The sequence below is a fragment of the Sorangium sp. So ce131 genome (assembly GCF_051519095.1).
In the GTDB taxonomy this organism is placed as follows: domain Bacteria; phylum Myxococcota_A; class Polyangia; order Polyangiales; family Polyangiaceae; genus Sorangium.
Genome location: NZ_CP150455.1, coordinates 7,367,232 through 7,387,121, shown reverse-complemented (window position 1 = coordinate 7,387,121; position 19,890 = coordinate 7,367,232). Strand labels below are relative to the sequence as shown.

Sequence of the window (19,890 nt, the reverse complement as noted above, 5' to 3'; positions counted from 1 at the left end):
GGGGCGCTCCGGCCGCCCAGCCCGGTCCTCCATCCCAGGGAGCAGCGCATGATCATCGAGTACATCCGTTATACGATCCCCGCGGAGCAAGAGCAGGCGTTCCTGTCGGCTTACCGCGACGCGGCCGCGGAGCTGAGGGCCTCCGAGAACTGCCTCGACTACGAGGTCTCCCGTTGCGTCGAGGAGCCGACGAGCTTCGTCGTGCGCATCCGCTGGGACTCGCTGGAGGGCCACCTGCAGGGCTTCCGCAAGGCGGCGGCGTTCCCGTCGTTCTTCGCGAAGGTGAGGCCGTTTTACGAGCGCATCCAGGAGATGCGGCACTACGCGTTGACTGACGTCGCGGGGCCGGGAGCCGGCGGCTGAGCGACGCGTGGACGACGTGCTCCTCCGCGGCGAGGAGCAGGCGGATAGGGGCCGGGGGGGCGCGTGGGATCAGTCGTCGGTGTTATGGTTACCTCACGAAGCGGACGGTGATCGGCGGCGTCCACGTGCTCACCGGCGCTCCGGATCTGTCTCGCCCTGGTGCATAACGCCGCGTCGCGGCGCACTGCATTGCCCACTGACCGAAGCCGCTTCCGGAGTCCTCAAGGAGGTATACCGCGCGAGCAAAGCCGTCGGTCCCGACGTACACCATGATTTGGGCGCTGCCCGCGTGGATGTTGTTCCTGTCTGCCTCGTCGGGGAAAGGACAGCCCCATGTCGAAGCACCCGGTGGAGGGCCGCGCATCGCGTCTCGCTGCACGACATCCGGCAGTGGGGCGGTCGTGGCCTGACGCTGGTTGGTTGCCTGACACGCCGTCGTGGCCACCGAGGGCAGGAACACGAGCGCCGCGAGCGCTCCGTTGGGTCGTGCCATCAGCGCACGATATATCATGGAGGCGTGTGTGAAGCGAGCGCTGGCCCCCTCATGGCCACGCGGTCGTCCGCCGCACGGTGCCGTGCTCGTCCAGGCGCGAGGTCGTGCGTCCGAGCGCGTCGTACGCGAACGTCGTCACCCGCCCGAGCGCCCGTGACGGCGTGCGGGTGCAGCGGATTGTCGTAGCGCAGCGCGCCAACGTCGGACTTCTCCTCAGCCGCTGCTTGTCCGCGTAGTAGCTCCGCTGGGTGACGACGCCGTTGCCGAACGCCTCCTCGCGGAAGCGGCCCGCGTCGTCGACGTCGGTCAGGGGCCAGTAGGCCGAGCCGGTCGCGCTGTCGCGCACGGCGAACATGCGGCCCTTCGGCCCTTCAACCCCGCGGTTCAGGGGCCGCCCAGTCCGCTCACGGAACGCCACGATCAGCGTTCATAAACCCAATCGGGGTAGGCATCGTTCTCAGCGTAGTAGATTAGAAGGCGAACCTTTTCGTCATGGGTAGGTCGTCTGTCCTCAAAGATGCCGAGAATTTCATGCGCAACATGCACCTCTAAGAAGTACTCGAACCCTGCGTTTTTGACATGCCTCGGGACGCCGAGCTTCTCGTCCGGCGCGGCAGAAATGCACTCGGAGGATGAGGTCCACGGTCGTCGAACACAGAGTATGGCGTCCTCGTCTAGCGCGTCCAATTGTCTCACGGCCTCGTCAAGCGTCACGTCCGCCCTCGCAGTTAGAAGTTTGAGCCCCACAGTTTGAATCCACCCACCCCGCCGGGGTGGACTAGCGGCTGCCATGGTCCGCCCTGATGCTGCGAGGTGGGAATCAGCTGCATCACGCCAGGTCGTTCCGGGACGTGATGCCAGGTCCATCCGGGGGGTGATCGTTGAAGTGTTGTGCCGGCGTTGCTCGTTGGGACCTCAATCCCGAGATCTCGAATGGCGGACGCTAGCTCCGGACTCGCCCTTGTGTCAGCAAGGAGAGCGTCGTTGGCAGCCTTGAAATGCGCGCCGCGAGAGCCTGCTCCGACTTTGGGGATCATCGTCTCAAACGCGACCGAGTACCCTCTCGGAGCCGCCCTTGCAACCCCCGTCGCAACCGCCGACTCCTCGACCGCTGCTCCCAGTCCTCTTCCTGCGCCGAAGACGGTAGCGGCCGCAAGGAACAGCGTCTTTGTCCCCGCCGCGCCCGCGCCGCGGTAATCCTCCCGGCCGATCGCGAGCGCCGTATCCGCGCCGCCCCGCCCGATGTGGTAGAGCGGGTTGACGGCGTTCACCGCGCCGAGGAGCCCGTCCTCCTCGTAGCCGCTCCACATCGCGTCCGCGAACTCGTAGCCGCTGTAGATCCCGAGCGTCAGCGCGTTCAGCACGAGCAGCCGCCCGATGCCCACCCCGATGTCGCGCGTGCCCTCCGCCACGCCCAGCATGCCCTGGCCAACGAGGGTGGCCACGCCGCCCGCGCCCGTGTGCTCCGGGGCGGTGGTCATCGGCTGCGGCATGTGCCCGGACGAGGTGCCGGTCGTGCCCACGTCGACGGGCGCCGCTGTCGCGCCGACCTCCGCGGCCTCGCGCGAGCCTTCTATCGATGGGCTTTCTGCCCGGTGATAAAATGGGTGGCTGCATTCAATCCCCCAGCATCCGGCCCCCTGAATCCTCTGCACCTCGGGATCCTTGTGGTATTCGGGATCGATTGGCGGCCGCTCATACTCCGCCTGAAAACCGCTCGGATCCACGTAGCTGAGCGGGCTGTTACGCACGTAGCTGTACGGGTTCCAGCTCTGGCCCGACAGCGGCGCTTGCACGATCGGATCGGTGGTCAAGAACCGCCCGACCCGCGGATCGTAGACGCGGCCTTTCATGTTGACGAGCCCGAGCTCGTCATCGTCCTCGTGCCCGGTGAACCCCCGCGTCGTCGTGCTTTCGAACGACGCTGGCGGCGGCCGCCCCCACACCGGGTCTCTCCGCTGCCCGAACGGGTCGTAGCTCCGTCGCTCGACCACGGCGCCGTCCTCGTCCGTGAGCGCGTCGACCGAGCCGAGGTGGTCGACGTGCACGTACCGCGTGCCCGGCGCCTCTCCGCCGCGGGTCACAATCGCCACCACCCGCTCCGGCGAGTGGACGTGGTACCGGTGCTCGGCCCTTCCGGTCGCCGCGTCGGTGACGCGCTCGTACAGGTCGCCGAAGTAGATCGTCTCCTCGTCCGGCGTGGTCTTGCGGATCCGCTGCTGGTCGCCGTCGTAGGCGAACGTCACGACGCTGGCGCCTTGTGTAATCTGCTCCGGCAGGTCGAAGGGCGTGTAGCGCACGGTCACGCCGCCCGGACGCGCGATCTGGTTGCCTACAGCGTCGTAGCTGAAGCTGCTCGTGGCCGTGCCCTCGCCGGTGACGGCGTGCGGGTGCAGCGGATCGTCGTAGCGCAGCGCGCCAACGTCGGACTTGAGGCGGAGATTGCCGTCGGGCGCGTAGTCGTACTCGAGCTCGCAGGGCGCCGAAGCGCTCTCGGTGGCGCTGAAGTACGCGCACGTCAGCCGCGCGAGCGCGTCGTGGCGGAATCGCTCGTGCCGGTGCTGCGGCTGGCGCGCGTCGGTGCGCCGGGTGAGGTGCAGCCGGTCGTCGTAGCCGTAGTCCAGGTCCTGCACCGCGTCCGCGCCGCTCTGGGTGAGCACGCTCTTCAGCCGCTGCTTGTCTGCGTAGTAGCTCCGCTGGGTGACGACGCCGTTGCCGAACGCCTCCTCGCGGAAGCGGCCCGCGTCGTCGACGTCGGTCAGGCGCCAGTAGGCCGCGCGGGTCGCGCTGTCGCGCACGGCGAGCACGTGGCCGTGCGGGTCATGGTCGTGCCTGACGAAGAACGGCGCCGCGCCGGCGGGCGCGGGGTAGGTGATGGTCTCGACGCGGCCGAAATCATCATAGTCGAGCCTGCTCTTCAGCGCCGCGCGCTCCCCGTCGATGCGGAGCGTCGCCGTCTCGAGCTTCCCATCTTCGTTGTAGGTATACGTCTTCTGACCATCGGGGCTCGCGAGCGTCTCCAGCTTGCCGATGCCATGCGCCGCCGTATCCCAGGTCCACGTGGTCGTGCTTCGTTCGGCGCCGTGCTCGTCGAGGCGCGACCGGGGGCGCCCGAGCCCGTCGTACGCGAACGTCGTCACTCGCCCGAGCGCGTCGGCGCTTGTGATGACCTCCCCGAACCCATCGTTGGTGACGACCGTCGTGCCCCGATCCGGGTCCTCGCGCCGCCGGACGCGGCCGAACGCGTCGTGCGCCGTGGTCGTGACCGCGCCGCCCGGATCGGTGACGGTGGTGAGCACCCCGAACGGCCCGTACCCGTACCGCGTGACGCCCCTCGCCGCGTCGGTGACGGCCACCGTTCGTCCCAGCGGGTCCTTCTCGACCACGGTCACGTGATCCAGCGCATCGGTCACCCGGACCCGCAGCGCGTCGTGCTCGGTCTCCACCACCGCCTTCCACGGCGTCGTGTGCCGCACCTCCCGGCCGACCGCGTCGTGCTTGTAGACGTCGTAGAGCATCTCGCGCTCCGGCGTCCCCTCGCGCACCGGCACCGAGCGCCGCGCGATGTGCTCGCCGCGCGCGTCGTAGGCGATCTCCTGCATCAAGCGCGGCGGCGCGTCCCTCGCGCCGTCCACGGAAGGCCCGTGCCACCACCACCGGATCGGCCGTCCCCGGCTGTCTACCTCGATCTCGTCGTCAGCGCCCCCGGCGGTCGTGGTCCGCTGCGTTACGCGCCATGCAGCTCCCGCCGGCCCGCCGTCCTTGGTGCGCGAGAGCGCGACCGTGGTCTGCGTGCCGTCCGGCCGCATCTCCAGCCCGAGCCGGCCGAAGCCGTCGTGTTTCCACTCGGTCACGAGCCCGTTCGGATCCTCGAGCCTGACGAGCGCCCCGAGATCCGGATCGTAGTCGACGCGCGTGGTGTGGCGTTCGGGGTTCACGTGCTTCTCCGGGAAGAGCCCCTCGGCGTCGTACTCCGTGCTCCACGACCGGTGGTGCCCGAACGCGTCCTCCGCCGCGACCCCTGTGATGTTCCCGAACGCGTCCCGCGCGTACACGATGTCGAGCTTCGTGTCCGTAATGCCCTCGTCGCTATCGATCGACTCCGTCTCGACCTCTCCGTAGTCCGCCGTCGTCCGCGCCAGCGTGCGGCACTGCGAGCTCCCCGCGGCCGTGCTGCACTCCTTCTCCGTCTGGAGCTGCCCGAGTACCCACCGCTCGGTGTCGTTCTTGTACGTGCGCGTGACCTCCAGCGTCAGGTCGACCCCGCGGGAGGAGACCTCCTCGCCGCGCACGTTGCCGAATGCATCGAAGTCCGTCACCGTCGCGACCGAGTCGCGCACGGTCGTCGCCCCGTGGTCGCCGCCGCCGCGCTCGACCTGCTCGACGTACGCCCGGGCCGTGGGCGCCTCGCCGCTCTCCGGCGGATAGACCCCTTGCGCCCGCCGCAGCTGGCGCTCGGTCGGGAGCGTGAAGTAGCTGGCGCCCTCGCTCGTCGGCACCAGCTCCCGCTTCACGTCGAGGAACGACATCTCGATCTGGTCCGGCCTGGGCTGGCCCGGCAGCCCCGGAGCCCAGCGCCATTCTTGCTTCACCCGCCCCGCGAACGGAAAGACCTGGAGCTCTTCATCGAACGTCACGTTGTCGTAGCGCTCGGCCGCTGCCGCCCCGGTGTCGACCTCGACCACGACGCGCTCCCCGAACCCGAGGAACCCGCGCCCGAGCCGGTGGTAGCGCCCGTCGCGGTAGCGCACCTCGAACCGCCGCAGCCGATCCGCGCCGTTGTTGAGGCCGTAGCCGCTGACGACCCGCCTCGGCCCCACCGCGCAGCGGCGCGGATAGTCGCACCCGTTCGCCGCGTCGTCCCGCGCCACGTAGAGCAGGCCCTCCCGCTCCGGATCTCCCGCATCCAGGTCGTTCGTGACCGACACATCCGTGAGGTGCCCGTACGACACGCTCACGTTCGGCACGAACCCCGCCTCACCCGGCTCGTGCGCGTTCATCCCGTCCGAGATCGCGACGAGGAGATCCTGGTCGGCGGCGAGGTTCCGGAAGATCGTGAACACCCCGCCGATTGGCAACACCACATCCTGCGCTCCGTCGCCGTTGAGGTCCCCGACGCGCGGCCCGCGCGGATTGGCCAGCGTCGTGGCCTCCCCGACCCGCGCCTCGAACGGGATCCGCGGGTCCACCAGCGTGAACGCCGGTCCCGACTCGTCGCCCGTCGCCCGCAAGATCGCCCAGGAGGGCAGGTCGAGCGATGAGCCCGGCAGCATGCCTGGAGGAACAGGCATGAGGAGATCTTGCCTCCCGTCGCCGTCATGGTCCAGCGGCACGGCGAGCGGGAAGAACAGGTCTTGATCGGGAATGCCGAGCAGATCGCCGAGGCTCAGATCCATGAGGCTCCGGGTCGGCCAGTCCACGAAGGTCGGCCCCGTGTTCACGTACGTGCGGAGCGCGGCATCGCTGAAGCCGGACTCGACGGCATCGGGCAGGCCGTCGGCGTTCACGTCGAGGAACACGACGCGGCCGCCCGCAGCCAGCGTGGGCAGCTCGGTGTCGGTCACCGCCCAGCTCCGGTCATGCCGGCGGCTGAGCGCGGAATACGTCGAGGCGAGGATCCTCTCCGCGCCGCCGCTCGTCAGCACGAACGGGACGACCAGGTCGACCCTGGAGTCGGCGTCGATATCGACGGTGTGAAGCTCCGTGTCGCAGAGGGTGCCGTCGAGCGGCGCGATCCGCTCCCCCGCCACGTCGAAGCCCACAGAACCCGCGCCGCGCGCGGGTTTCCAGAGGTGGACGGTCCACTCCGGATCGAACGGGGTCTCCGTCAACTCCTGGCCGTGATCCTCACACAGGATCAGATCGGACACGCCGTCGCCGTCCACATCCGCGAGGTGCACCGAGCCGCCGGGGCTGCGCAGGACCGGCGGCTCGCGGGCGCCGCGCAGCGGGAAAGGCCGGCGGATGCCGGTGTCGTGGACCTCGAACGTCCGATCCGGCCGGCTCAGGAGCACGAGCAAGGTGTCGCTCGTGCCGTAGACGTCATGGAGCAGGATGTCCGTGCGGCCATCCTGGTCGTAGTCCACCGCCGTCCCGAGCTCCGGCTGAAGCGTCGACGGGTCCGCGGGCCCGAGCGGATCGACGACGGCAGGCCACTCCTCGGAGAAGGCCAGCGTCGCCGGGCCCAGGTGGGCCGGCGACGCCGTCGGTCCAAGGTTGCGCGCGACGCGCCAGTCGGTGATCGGATTGGACGGCGTGCTGAGCGCCGGGTTCGTGTCCGGCACCACGAGGTCGTCGAGCCCGTCCCCGTCGATGTCCGCGAGCATCGGGCTGGCCCGATCGGACGTGGGCTTGAGGACGTCCGTCGCGATCCGCTTGAACCCGGTCTCGCCGCGGCTGTACTGAAATCGCGTGGGCGGCTTACACACGCCGTCGCCCGCGCACTCCTCGACTTGCGTGAGCAGCGTCCGCCGCGTCGTCGGGCTCGCCTCGTAGCGGAGCGCGTAACGCCGCACCAGCGTGTCGCCCGCGCCGAGCATCTGGATCTCGTCGAGGCGCAGCGAGCTCTGGAGCGCCATCCCGCCCGCATAACGCCTGCGGACCTCGGCCGGCTCCTTCGTCGCGTACACGAACCGCACCGCGCGCGAGGGGTCGAGCGCCGGCTCGCCCTCGAAGCTCGTGTACCGGATCTCGTCAATCGCGTACTCCGCCGCGAAGCCCTCCTCGGCCTCCGCGACGCAATAATCGTACGTCATGGCGTTGCCGCGGCCGTCGCGCGCCTTGGTCGCGAGCCACGCGCGCGGGGCGCCGCCGAGGGCGAGCGGCCGACTGCTCTCGCTCTTGCCGTACTCGATGACGAGCCCCGACGGCAGGTGCGCCTCGAAGAAGAGCGCCTCGGCGGGTGCGTCGTCTTCTGCATCGTAATGCCCGACCACCTTGACCATCGTGTCGGGCAAAGTCCTGTACTCGACGGCGCCCGGCGCTCTTCCCACGACGACGAGGCGCCTTCCGTCGAGGCAGAGCGCGTCGTCGCCGTCGTACGTCACCGCGCGGATCTCGTCGTCATCCTGCGCTCGATTCTTCGGGCAAGGAGCGATCGCGGGCAACCCGGCGATGGAGAAGCCCACCCCGAGGACTCCCTCACCGGCGGCGCTGTCGTAGTGGAGCGCGAGCTGTGGCTCCACGCCCGCGCGCCCAGGGACGGCGATCAGCGACATGACGTACGTCGCTTCGCCCGTGCTCGTGACGGAGAAGGTCCCCGGGATGGCGCCCGCGGCGACGGTCGGAACGCCCGATCGGCGGCCGGTTCGTGGCGGCTCGCCCGGGTCGCGCGTCCGGCAGGCGATGATGCCGTGAGGACGCACGGGCGGAGGCTCGGACATGCACGTGCACCCCGCCTGCGCGAGCACGCAGGTCACGAACATCAAGAGCGGGATCAACGCCCGCACAACCTGTTGCGGAACCGGCGCCATCGCGGCCTCCCTTGCATGGAGAAGCGCACGGCGCTGCGATTCGTGTCAAGCGTCGGACCGCCACACGGGACGGCGGTGGATGCGGCGTTTCTGGGATGGACGCGCTCGATCACGCCATGGCGGTATGCACCGCACCCTGGTGACGCGACGTCACGAGCGATGGAACTGAGGATGATCTTCGCCCGACCGGTTCACGGCGTCGGCGCGGGAGCGAGCTGCTCGACCTCCGCGTCGGCGTCCTCCTCCTCGACCTCGCCGTCGTCCTCCTCGATCTCCTCGATGACCGCCTGCGCGGCGCTGCTCGCGATGCGCGACTGGAGCTTCGGCGTCACGTCCTCGAAGGCGTCGCCGTGGAAGTAGTAGCCGATCTTCCGCAGGTCCGCGTGCCGGCGGACCATGAGCGTCCAGAGCCGGTCGCGCATCTTCTCGGCCTCGCCGCGCTGCCTCGAGGCGGGGCGGCGGGCGCCATCGGGGGTGAGGTTGTCGAGCAGCCACTCGCTCGCCGCCTGCAGCTCCGCGAACTCTCCCTCGGTGAAGGGGTGTTTTCCGCGGAGCACGTCCGCGTGCTCCTCGTAGAGGTGGGCCAGCGCCATGCCGTCGCTCGCCATATCGTATTTGCCGCTGCCGGCCCGGATCTCCGCCACGACGTCCTTCGGCAGGAGGCCGCGCCTGGCGAGGGTCTCGGCGAGCGAGAGCATCGGCTCGCGCAGCTCGGCCACGATCTTGAGCTTCGCCTCGATGTGGCGGGAGCTCGCCGGCCTGGCGGTGACGCGGGTCGAGGCGAACACGAGCGCCCGGCCGAGGTCCGGCAGCGCGAGCACGTCGTCGAGCGGCAGCTCGGGCAGCGCCCTGCGGACCCGCTCCGGATCGGCGCAGACCGCCTCGACGCCCTGCTTCACGTTGGCGAAGGCGATGCGCACGTCCGCGCGACAGAGCTCGACCTCCCGGTCCGGGATCGCGAGCGCCTCCGGGGTGAAGCGCTTGTAACAAGCGCGGTAGGAGTGTTTTGCCGTGGGAGGCGACACAGGCGCCTTCCCGCTGTCTTCTTTCCTGGTCTTGGCTTTGGCCATCCCGGAGATGTACCTGCAGGCGAGCGACCGTGAACCGCGGCAGCACCGGGACGCCGCCGGAAGCAAGAAAGGGACGTCTGGGTCCCCGGCCGGAACGTGCAGCGGCTGCCAGAGCAGCCACGCAGGTTCGCCGGCACCCCGCACTGTGAACGGTGGGGCACACGTAGTGTCACTCCGGACGCTCCCCTGTAAACGGCAGGGCACACGTAGTGTCATTCCGGATGTTCCCCTGTAAACGGCAGGGCACACGTAGTGTCATTCCGGATGTTCCCCTGTAAACGGCGGGGCACACGTAGTGTCACGCAGCACGTCGCCGTGGCAGCGCGATCGTCGACGCGGGTTCCACGCTCGCGTCTCCGGCCATGCCCTTGTGCCAGCGAGGGCCCGTCGGGGTGGCGCCGGCCCCCCAGCGACGCCGGAGGAGGCCGGAACGTGTCCCGAGCGCGTCCGCTCGCAGGGGTCCTCCTTCGGAAACCAGCTGGCATCAGCCCGGGCAAGGCCCGGCGCACCCCTGCCCGCCGCAGTCGACGCCCTCCTCGTCCCCGTTCATCACGCCGTCGCTGCACGTGGGCGCCTCGCAGAGCCCGCTCCAGCACACGCCGCTCGTGCAGTCCGCGCCGGTCTTGCAGCCCCGGCCTGGCGCGCAGCGCGGGCACGACGTCGTGCCGCAGTCGACGCCGGCTTCCTCGCCGTTCTTCACGCCGTCGCTGCACGTCGGGATCATGCAGCTCCCGTTGGTGCACACGCCGCTCACGCAGTCCGTGGCGGCGCGACAGCGGTCGCTCGGCTGGCAAGGCCGGCACGGGCCGCCGCAGTCGAAGCCGGTCTCCCCGAGCCCGGAGTCTCTTGCGCCGTTCTCGCAGTGCCGTGGTACGCACCACACGCCGTAGCACACCAACCCAGCAGGACACAGAAGCGTCGGATCTTCAGCAGAACACTGCACGCAGTCGCCTTCATGGCATCGCCCCGCGCCCGACGCCGGACAGGTGACCCCCTCGAGTAACAGGTTGCGTGGCACGTCGACCTCGCACACGTCGAGCGTGCACTGGTTGCCGTCGTCGTAGACGTCGTAGGCCGGCACGCTGACCACGCGCCCCTCGGCGGTGCACTCCTCCACCTTGCAATCGCCGCGAACCTGCGAGCCGAGCGGTCCCTCGTGGATATCCACCGCGCACGCGCCGTCCACGCACCGCCCCACGCCGCACCGTGGGTCCGGTGGTCCGGCGCACTCCGTATCGCTCTTGCAACCCCCGGCCGGCACGGGAACCCCCGAGCACTCGGCCGTATCCTCCGCGCACTCGTTGCAGTAGCGGCACTCGAGAAAGCAGCTCGGCTCCTTCTCGCCGCGCGCGCAGCAGACGACCTTGCCCGGCTCGCCGCACTTGCAGTCCCCTTCGATGCAGATCGTACCTGGCACGTACTGCTCGTCCGACTGGCAATGATCCGTGGTCGCGCACTCTCCACCGATATAGGGCCCGTCGCCGCAGGCGAAGAAGAGCGCGGAGCTGATGAGAAAGATGATTCCAGCGGCACAATGCCCTATGGGCCTGCCCATGTGTCCAGTCCTCCGGCACGAGGCTGCGGCGCCGGCACCCTGGCGGCCCCAATCCGCCGGAGTGTCGTTACCAGGTTGTCACGGCGGCGCAGTATGCCCTGTTCGACCCGGCTCCGTCACGCAAGTTTTCGCCAGTTGGCGCCGCGGGCGAGGCGCCGTTCGCTCAGCGCAGGCGCGATGTCGAATCGCAGATAAATGACTGCTCTTCGGCGTAAGTCATGGCAACGCGATTGCCTTCGCGTCGCCGCGCGGGAACATGTGCAGCCGGGTTCGCAGAGCGCCTCGTAACCAAGGAGACCCGCCTGCGCCCGCCCACCTCAGCGCCGGCGGGGGGCTCCGCGCGGCGGGGGCGGGTGGGCGCGTCGAGCACCGACCGAGGTACCATAAGCTCTCAGCGGGCTCGAGGTCTCAGGCGCGCCTTATGTGGCGCGCAACGAAACGCCTCAGCTGGCAAGGCCCGAAGGGAGACATGCCGGGCGGTGTCCCGTGCGCAAGCTCCCTCGTCCCCAGTCTTGCCGATTGGCCAGCGCCCACCCGCCCCCGCCGCGCGGAGCCCCCCGCCGGCGCGCGCGACTGGGCACCACGCTCCGTAGCGTCAGCCGCCCCCCGCCCCAGGCGCCCCCGCCTTCCGCTGCGCGCTGTCGCACACCCACCGAACCACCCCCGGAATCACCCCCTGCGCCATCGCGCTCACCCGCGACCCCACGTCGGGATAGATCTCGAACCGCCCCCGCGCCATGCCGTCGGCCATGCTGCGCGCCACCGCGTCCGGCTCCAGCGTCTTCACGTTGCCCGCGATGGCCTTGGTCTCCGCCGGCTTGTACCGGTTCTCGAACGCGAGCTGCGGCGTGTCGGTGTCGGGCGGCATGCACACGCTCACCCGCACCCCGTGCGGCCACATCTCCGCGCGCAGCGCCTGCGAGAACCCGATCAGGGCGAACTTGCTCGCCGCGTACGGCGTGTAGCCGTAGATGCCGATGACGCCCGCCAGCGACGACACGTTGAGCACGTGCCCGCTCCCGCGCGCGACCATCGCCGGCAGCACCGCCTTGCACAGGTGGACCGCCCCGAAGAAGTTGACGTCCATCATCCCCCGGAACTCCTCGAGCGGGAGCTCCAGGAACCGCCCCGGCATCACCGCCCCGGCGTTGTTGATGAGGTGGTCGACCGGCCGCGCCGCCAGGATCGGCTCCATCACCCGCGCGACGTCGTCCGCGCGGCTGATGTCGAGCTCCAGGACGTCGACGCTCGCGGACGGGTGCTCGCGCCGGATGCTCACCGCGGCCTCCTCGAGGAGGGGCCGGCGGCGCGCGACCAGCGTCACCTCCGCGCCGTACCCCGCGACGAGCCTCGCGAACGAGAGCCCGATGCCGCTCGATCCGCCGGTGATGAGGACGCTCTTTCCCTGGAAGTAAGTTCGGGTATCCATCGGGCGCGGAACCTACCCCAGGACGGCGCCGGGCGCGAGACGCTCGTTTCGGCGGCGAAACCGCCGCCGGCGAAGCGAGCGTCTCCCGCCCGGCGGCCCGCGGACGTGCGCCCCGGTGGCCGCGCGCATCAGCGGTCGCGCCGCTTCTTCTTCAGCGCATCCTTCAGCAGGCTCCCCGCAGCGGAGCCGATCGTCTCGACGGCGAGCAGCGCGGCCGCCGCCGACACCGCCTTCACCGCCCTTCGAAGGGCACGACGGGTCTTCTTCTTCATGGCGACTGCATGAGCTCAACCTCCGGGTGAGCTCCTCCCGAGATGCCATTGGCCAGCTTGGATGTCTTGATCGCGCTCGCCCAGCCCTTCACCTTGCTGGTCACCGTATGTCCGGCGCCCGTCAAGTAGCCCTTCGCCCTGCCGCCGTACAACCCGGCCGCGAACGCCGCGGCCAAGCTCGACGCCCCAGCTGCCGCCTTGAGGACCTTCCGGCCCACCTTGTTGAGCTTCTTCTTTTGCTTCTTGGACAGCTTCGTCTTCATGCCCTTCGAAGCAGCACGCCGCATGCCACAGCAGCCGAGTTGAAGGAGCCGTCACCGGAGTGATGAGCCATCGTGACGCCCCGCGCGCCGGCCAAGGGCGTTTCGCCACATCCGTGACAAAAATGAGGGTCGTACTTCCCCGGCGCCGACCCCGAGCGCCGCGCCGGACCCAGCGGGGCGTGGTCCGCGCGGAGAACGCCCCCGGGCGGCCGGAGGAGGGCCCCAGGGCGGCCGCCGGCGGTCAGCGCCTGGTGCCATCGGTGTCCCGCCCTACAACTACGCCTCGGCTTGTCAAGCGCGATCCGCGCCGCCGGGCGAAGTTGCTGGAATGAGAGGCGATCGCGCCGCCTCGAGCACGGTCGCGCCGCGCGATCCCCGCCCGGTGCCGCTGGCGATCGGCGCCGAGTTCGTCTACTCACCGGTGTAAGCCGGCTCATGCGAGATCTCAGGTAACACGGGGAGCCGGGATGCGCGTGGGAGACGTCATCGACCGTCGCTTCCAGATCGAGCGCCTCGCCAGCTCGGGCGGGATGGGCGACGTCTACCGCGCCGTCGATCTGGCCACGGGCGAGCCGGTCGCGCTCAAGGTGCTGCAGCGCCGGGCCCTCCAGGAGGCCGTCCGGTTCGCGCGCGAGGCCGAGGCGCTCGAGTCGCTCTCCGCCCTGCGGCACCCGGGGATCGTGCGCTACGTCGCCCACGGCGCCACCACGGTCGGGCAGCCGTACCTCGCCATGGAGTGGCTCACCGGCGAGACGCTCACCGAGCGCCTCGCCAGGAAGCCGCTCAGCCTCTCCGAGAGCCTCGCGCTCGGCGCGAGCGTCGCCTCCACGCTCGGCGTCATCCACCGCGCCGGCGTCGTCCACCGCGACATCAAGCCGAGCAACCTGCTCCTCGTCGGCGGCGCCATCGAGGGCGTCACCCTGATCGACTTCGGCGTCGTGCGCCTCGGCGCCATCGATCGGCACCTCACCATGCCCGGCACCATGCTCGGCACGCCGGGGTACATGTCGCCGGAGCAGGCGCGCAGCGAGCCGAACATCGACGCCCGCGCCGACGTGTTCTCGCTCGGCTGCGTGCTCTTCAAGTGCCTCACCGGGCGCTCGGCCTTCCAGGGCGCCGACGGGCTGTCGGTGCTCATCAAGATCATCCTCGAGGACCCGCCGCGCCTGCGCGAGCTCCGCGGCGACATCCCCGAGGCGCTCGACGATCTCGTCGCCCGCATGCTCGCGAAGCCGCCGGACGTGCGGCCGCGCGACGGCGACGCGGTCGCGGCGGAGCTCAAGGCCCTCGACGAGCTCGGCGGCGGCGCCGTCAGCAGCAGCCGGCCCTCGACGACCCTGCGCGGCAACGAGATCCTCACCACGAACGAGCGCAAGATGATGTGCCTCGTGCTCGCGCGCGACGTCACCGGCGACGCCGAGGCGACGCGCTCGCAGGAAGAGGACCTGGAGCGCAGCAAGGCGCTCATCGCCGTCGCCGAGCGCTACCAGGGCGAGCTCGAGATCCTGGAGTCCCGCTCGCCGCTCATCGTGCTCTCGGCCGCGGGCGCGCCGACCGACCTCGCGGCGCAGGCGGCGCGCTGCGCGCTCGCCCTGAGCGCGCTGCTCGGCTGCGTCCCGGTGGCGCTCGTCACCGGCCGCGCCGAGATCTCCGCGCGGCTGCCGGTCGGCGAGCTCATCGACCGCGCCGTCCACCTGCTGCCGCCCGCGAACGCCCCCGCCGGCGCCGACGCGGTGCGCCTCGACGAGGTGACCGCGGGGCTGCTCGGCGCCCGCTTCGACATCACCCGCGACGCGGCCGGGCTCCGCCTCCACGGCGAGCGCGAGGCGCTCGCCTCCACGCCGCCCCTGCTCGGCAAGCCCACGCCGTGCGTGGGGCGCGACCGCGAGCTCGCGCTGCTCGAGGCGGCGTTCTCGCACTGCGTCGAGGAGTCGACGCCGAGCGCCGTGCTCGTCACCGCGCCCGCGGGCGCCGGCAAGTCGCGCCTCCGCACCGAGCTCGTCCGCAGGCTCCGCGACCGCGGCGAGGACATGGAGGTGTGGCTCGGCCGCGGCGATCCCATGGGCGCCGGCTCGTCCTTCGCCCTGCTCGCCTCGGCGCTCCGGCGCGCGATGGGCCTCTTCGACGGCGAGCCGATCGAGGCGCGCCAGCGCAAGATCCGCGCGCGCGTCGAGCGTTACGGCGGCGGGGACTCCGCGCGCGTCGCAGCGTTCCTCGGCGAGCTCATCGGCGCGCCGTTCCCCGACGGCGACAGCGTGCAGCTCATGGCGGCGCGGCGGAGCCCGGTGCTGATGAGCGACCAGATCCGCCTCGCGTGGGAGGAGCTGCTCCGCGCCGAGTGCTCGGCGAGGCCGGTGCTGCTCGTGCTCGAGGACCTGCACTGGGGCGACCTGCCCAGCGTCAACCTCGTCGACTCGGCGCTCCGCAACCTCGGCGACCAGCGGCTCATGGTGCTCGCGCTCGGCCGGCCCGAGGTGCGCGAGCTGTTCCCGAAGCTGTGGGCGGGGCGCGGCGTGCACGAGGTGCAGCTCTCCGGGCTGCCGCGGCGCGCGAGCGAGCGGCTCGTGCGGCAGGTGCTCGGCGACGAGGTGCCGCCGGACCTCGTGGCGACGATCGTCGACCGCGCCGACGGCAACGCGTTCTACCTGGAGGAGCAGATCCGCGCGATCGCCGACGGCAAGGGCGCGGACCTGCCCGAGACGGTGCTGGCGATGGTGCAGGCGCGCATCGAGGCGCTCGACGTGGAGGCGCGGCGCGTGCTGCGGGCGGCGAGCATCTTCGGGCAGACGTTCTGGCAGGGCGGCGTGGCGGCGCTGGCGGGCGGGGCGCTGGTCGCGCCGAAGCTCGTCGAGCTGGAGCAGCGCGAGGTGATCGCCCGCCGCGGCGAGGGCAGCCTGCCCGGCGAGGTCGAGTACAGCTTCCAGCACGCCATCGTGCGGGAGGCGGCCTACGAGATGCTGACGGAGGGCGATCGGCGGCTCGGGCACCGGCTCGCGGGGCACTGGCTGGAGCGCGCGGGCGCGGGTGATCCGATGGCGCTCGCCGAGCACTTCGAGCGCGGGGTCGAGCTCTCGCGGGCCGCCGCCGCCTACTGCCGCGCGGCCGAGCAGGCGCTCCGGGCGCAGGACCTCGCCGCGGCGATCGAGCGGGCCGAGCGGGGCATCGCGTGTGGCCCGGGCGCGCAGACGCTCGGCGAGCTGCGCCTCGTGGAGGCGGAGGCGCACGTCTGGCGCGGGGAGCTCGCGCTCGCCGAGCAGCGCGGGACCGAGGCGGTCGAGCGGCTGCCCGCGGGGACGGCGGCGTGGTTCTCGGCGATCAAGCAGGTGGCGGTCGCGGCGGGCAAGCTCGGCGGGTTCGACCGGGTGGAGCGCTGGATGGGTGCCGCGCAGGAAACCGAGGCGGTGGCCGAGGGGGCGCTGGTCGCGAAGCACATGTGCCTCGGGGAGGGCGCGCTGCTGCTCGTGTTCGGGGGGCGTTACGCGTTCGCGGACGCGATGATCGAGGCGATCGAGGGCGACGGGACCGACCTCGCGGCGCGGGAGGTCGAGGTGGTCGCGCGGCTGCACGAGGCGAGGTCGGTCCGGGCGCTCGTGAACGGGGATCCGGGCGCGTGCCTCGCGGGGCTGGAGGCGGCGCTGGCGGCGTTCGAGCGCGCGGGCGACCGGGGGAACGCGTGCGCGGTGCGCATGAACGTGGGCTACATGCACGCCGAGCTCGGCGACTTCGCGGGGGCGGAGGAGGTGCTGCGCAGCGCGCTGGCCGGCGCGGAGCGGATGGGGCTGAACGAGCTCGTGGCGGCGACGCTGAGCAACCTGGGGCACGTGCTCGGGCACCGGGGGAGGATCGAGGAGGCGCAGCGCACGGCGCGCGAGGCGATCGCGCTGGCGCAGCGGCTCGGGGAGCCGCGGATCGAGGGGAGCGCGCGGACGTACCTCGCGCGGATCGCGCTGATCGCGCGGGATTACGAGGGGGCGGAGCGGGAGGCGAGGACGGCGGCGGAGATCCTGCAGAGCGCGCCGCCGCTCCGGGCGGCGGCGGTGGCGGCGAGGGCGAAGGCGCTGCTCGGGATGGGGAGGTTCGACGAGGGGCTGTCGGCGGCGGGGGAGGCGTTCTCGATGCTGAGGGCGATCGGGGCGATCGAGGAGGGGGAGTCGGCGGTGCGGCTCGTGTACGCGGAGGCGCTGGCGGCGAACGGGATGGAGGGGGACTGCGCGGCGGTGATCAGGGCGGCGCGGGAGAGGTTGATGGAGAGGGCGGGGAAGATCAGTGATCCGGTGTGGAGGGAGCGGTTTTTGACGCTGCCGGACAACCAGAGGACGATTGCGATGGCGGAGAGGTGGTTGGGGTAGGGGGGAGAGGGACGGGGAGGGAGGGCGTGCACGGCACGGCGAGATGATCGAGCACGAGCACGATCACGAGGACGAGCACGAAAGACGAGAGACGGGGGACGGGGGACGGGGGACGGGAGAGGGAAGACGAGGGGGCGGCGAGCTCAGTCCTCGGTGGCGGGGGGGAGGCCGGCGTTCTTGCGGAGGGTCGCGATCAGCTTGTCCAGGGCCTCGCGGTAGCTCTTCTGGGCTGCCTCGATGCGCTCTTCGAGAGACTTGTCGATCTCCTTCGCCTGGGTCGCGGACGAGTCGAGCATCGCCTTGCTGCGGCCCAGCTCCTCGATGCGGGCCTCGGACGCCTTCTTCTCCTCTTCGGTGCGGGCTCCAGAGGACTGGAAGGCGCGCTCCTGGGCAATGGAGTCGTCGATCGAGACCTTGATCGCCTCCATCTCCTCGAGCATCCGGCGGAGCCGCAGCTTGTGCTCGACCAGATCGATGTGGACGACGTAGCTCGCGAAGGCCACGGCGTCGGCCTGCTTCTCCAGCGCGGCGGCGTTCTCCTTGCCCAGCGAGGAACGGTGGCGATCGATGCGACGATGCGCCTCGTTGCGGTCGCGGACGTACTTCTCGATCTGACGCTCGACGCCCTCCTCCAGCGCATGAGAGGTCGCGCCGGTGACGTCGACGTCGCAGCCCTTCTGCTTGACGACGTACTGCGCCGCGCCGCTCACCTTGCGGGTGAGGTCCTCCTTGTTGTCGTTGAAGAACCCCAGCGCGCCGTCGACGGCGCGCACGCGCTCCACGTAGTCGTAGCTCCGGCCGGACGCGTCGGCCTGCTCGATGACCTCGACGACCACCTTCCAGTCCGGCTCCTTGAGCTGATCCGGGTAGGAGCCGAACTGGCCGGTCACGCCCTTCGCGCCGTCCTCGCGCTCCGAGAACGACGCGGCGGTCGCCTGGAGCTCGGCAGGGTAACGCTCGGCGTAGCCGCTCTGCGGGGCCGAGGAGGCAATCTCGGGCTCCGGCTTGGGCGCGCTGCAGCCGCCGAGCACGGAGAGTTGGCCGGCGAGGAAGAACACGCCGGCGACGAGGCGGGATCGGGTCATGGGGGGAGGCTATAGCCCAAGTCCGGCCCGGCCGGGCACGCTCCGCACGGCTGACAGGAGCCGCCCGCGCAGCGGTGGAGCGGTGCGTTATGTTAGGCGATTCACAAAATGTGAGGGGTGACGTGACGTTGGCGGGGGCGTGCGCGCCAGGGGTGTGAAGCCGTCCACAGAGCGCCCGAGCCGCGCGGCGGCACGCGGGACCGCTGACCCGCGCGGGGCACATGACGCCCACGCCGTGCTCGTCATCTCCCGTTGGCCAGGTCATCTATCAGCTGGTCGAACTCGCGGTCCTCTCGAGCGCGCTGCTCGTCTTCGGCGAGCATCTCCTCGACCCCCTCCCGGAATCGAGCCACGCGCCACTGGTGTCTGCGCTGGTATCTCTCGTGATTCCTTCCCCCCCGCCCCTCCCAGATCTGCTCGAACAGCTGCAACGCGAGGCTTGGATCGTAGTCCTGCGCTGCTGTGGGAGAGTCTCTATTCAACGCTCTCCACATCCGCCGGACCTGATCTCTCACCGCTCCTTCCTCCTGTTGCTCTTCTCCCTCTCCTTCTGCCCTTCCATCGGCTCCGTCTTCCCTGGCGAACACCGGCACCCCGGATGGATTGTAGCGCGCATCCACCAGCGCCATCTGGATCCCCGACGGAAGGCACCTGGAGAAGCTCCGCCCATTGTACATCGTATTGAGGAACCCTCGCGTCCTCGCATGGTACAGCCGCTCGATCCACGGCGGCAGCAGCCGGAGCGCACCGCTGTTAATCGTGCCGCTGCGCACTAGCTCCCAGTCATCCCACACCTGTCTCTGGGTCACCAGATCTCCGGTCGCGGTCCTGAAGTGCGAGTGGTTGGCGTTGATGAACCTCCCCGCTTCGGCTTGTCGCGCCGTGAGGGAGCCGCCGGGAACGTCGACGAGGTATCCGATGCCGATCGTTACCCATCCTCCTGAATCTCTATAGAAACTGGGTTTGATCCTCTCTATGTCAATGTGAAACTGCCGCAGCTGCTCCCACTCGGCTGTTCTCTTCCATAGCGGAACGCACATGCTCGTGACACCAAAGGTGGTTGAGGTTCCCGCTTGTCTGTTCGAGAGGCACGGCGTGCCGCTCGCGCTCCGCCGGGCCGCATCCAGGCGGCCGCCCCGAATTCGTTCTTTGCGCCCCGGACGGCCTGGACTGTCCTCCTCGACGTGGTCACGCGGGCGCCCGAACGCTGACGAACTCGTCTACGTGCACCTGCAGCGCCCGTGCAGCCGCGGTTCATCGCGCCCCATGGTACAGGATCGCAGCACGAGCCTTCAAGGACGTGATGGCCGGATGAGGGCACGTAGGCGCAGCGCCGGAGCGGAACGTTAACGTTATCGAGGCGTCGCACGAGCCGCGAGCGCATCGAATGCCCGCGTGAGGCGCCGTCAGCGCCCTGTCGGGACGGGCGCAGCCCGTCGTCGGCGCGTGTCGAGCGCCCCGCGAAGCCATGCTGGACAACCGATCGCGCGGCCGTTAGGATGCCGGCCCGGCGCAGCGCTTCAACGCGAGAGGTGATCT

Annotated in this window: 12 protein-coding genes; 2 read left to right on the top strand and 10 right to left on the bottom strand. The window is 70.5% G+C overall.

The window, feature by feature from the left end; all coding sequences use genetic code 11:
• Nucleotides 1-48 precede the first annotated feature (48 nt).
• Nucleotides 49-363, top strand: a complete 315-nt coding sequence (locus WMF43_RS26915) for a putative quinol monooxygenase (protein WP_437668823.1) — start codon at nt 49-51, stop codon at nt 361-363.
• Between the two features lie 542 nt (nt 364-905).
• On the opposite strand, the gene WMF43_RS26910 is transcribed toward WMF43_RS26915, so the two are convergent.
• The 8 genes from WMF43_RS26910 to WMF43_RS26875 form a co-directional block, all read right to left on the bottom strand.
• The gene (locus WMF43_RS26910; protein WP_437668822.1) at nt 906-1,274 is read right to left on the bottom strand and encodes a hypothetical protein; all 369 of its coding nucleotides are present in this window, start codon (nt 1,272-1,274) and stop codon (nt 906-908) included.
• Between the two features lie 2 nt (nt 1,275-1,276).
• Nucleotides 1,277-1,603 carry a DUF7716 domain-containing protein gene (locus WMF43_RS26905; RefSeq protein ID WP_437668821.1) on the bottom strand — a complete coding sequence of 109 codons (327 nt, stop codon included), beginning with the start codon at nt 1,601-1,603 and terminating at the stop codon, nt 1,277-1,279.
• A complete protein-coding gene (locus WMF43_RS26900) occupies nt 1,585-8,328 on the bottom strand; it encodes an RHS repeat-associated core domain-containing protein (RefSeq protein ID WP_437668820.1) in 6,744 nt (2,247 codons plus the stop codon). Before WMF43_RS26900 ends, WMF43_RS26905 begins: the two co-directional genes overlap by 19 nt.
• A 191-nt stretch (nt 8,329-8,519) precedes the next feature.
• A complete protein-coding gene (locus tag WMF43_RS26895; protein WP_437668819.1) occupies nt 8,520-9,398 on the bottom strand; it encodes a hypothetical protein in 879 nt (292 codons plus the stop codon).
• A 484-nt stretch (nt 9,399-9,882) separates the two neighbouring features.
• On the bottom strand, nt 9,883-10,953 hold the full coding sequence (locus tag WMF43_RS26890; RefSeq protein ID WP_437668818.1) for a hypothetical protein: 1,071 nt from the start codon (nt 10,951-10,953) through the stop codon (nt 9,883-9,885).
• A gap of 595 nt (nt 10,954-11,548) precedes the next feature.
• On the bottom strand, nt 11,549-12,382 hold the full coding sequence (locus WMF43_RS26885; protein WP_437668817.1) for an SDR family oxidoreductase: 834 nt from the start codon (nt 12,380-12,382) through the stop codon (nt 11,549-11,551).
• Nucleotides 12,383-12,510: 128 nt separating this feature from the next.
• Nucleotides 12,511-12,654 (bottom strand): hypothetical protein, encoded by a 144-nt coding sequence (locus WMF43_RS26880; protein ID WP_437668816.1) that lies wholly within the window; start codon nt 12,652-12,654, stop codon nt 12,511-12,513.
• Nucleotides 12,651-12,917, bottom strand: coding sequence for a hypothetical protein (locus WMF43_RS26875; RefSeq protein WP_437668815.1), 267 nt, complete (start codon nt 12,915-12,917; stop codon nt 12,651-12,653). The genes WMF43_RS26880 and WMF43_RS26875 overlap by 4 nt, the downstream gene beginning before the upstream one ends.
• 467 nt (nt 12,918-13,384) lie before the next feature.
• Here WMF43_RS26875 and WMF43_RS26870 point away from each other — a divergent pair, with 467 nt between their 5' ends.
• Complete coding sequence (locus WMF43_RS26870) at nt 13,385-17,266, top strand: serine/threonine-protein kinase (RefSeq protein ID WP_437668814.1); 3,882 nt, start codon at nt 13,385-13,387, stop codon at nt 17,264-17,266.
• Between the two features lie 143 nt (nt 17,267-17,409).
• Here the strand turns inward: WMF43_RS26870 and WMF43_RS26865 are convergent, their stop codons facing one another.
• Nucleotides 17,410-18,351 (bottom strand): hypothetical protein, encoded by a 942-nt coding sequence (locus tag WMF43_RS26865; RefSeq protein ID WP_437668813.1) that lies wholly within the window; start codon nt 18,349-18,351, stop codon nt 17,410-17,412.
• A gap of 242 nt (nt 18,352-18,593) precedes the next feature.
• Entirely contained in the window at nt 18,594-19,391 is a 798-nt protein-coding gene (locus tag WMF43_RS26860; protein WP_437668812.1) for a hypothetical protein, read from the bottom strand.
• Between the last annotated feature and the right edge of the window lie 499 nt (nt 19,392-19,890).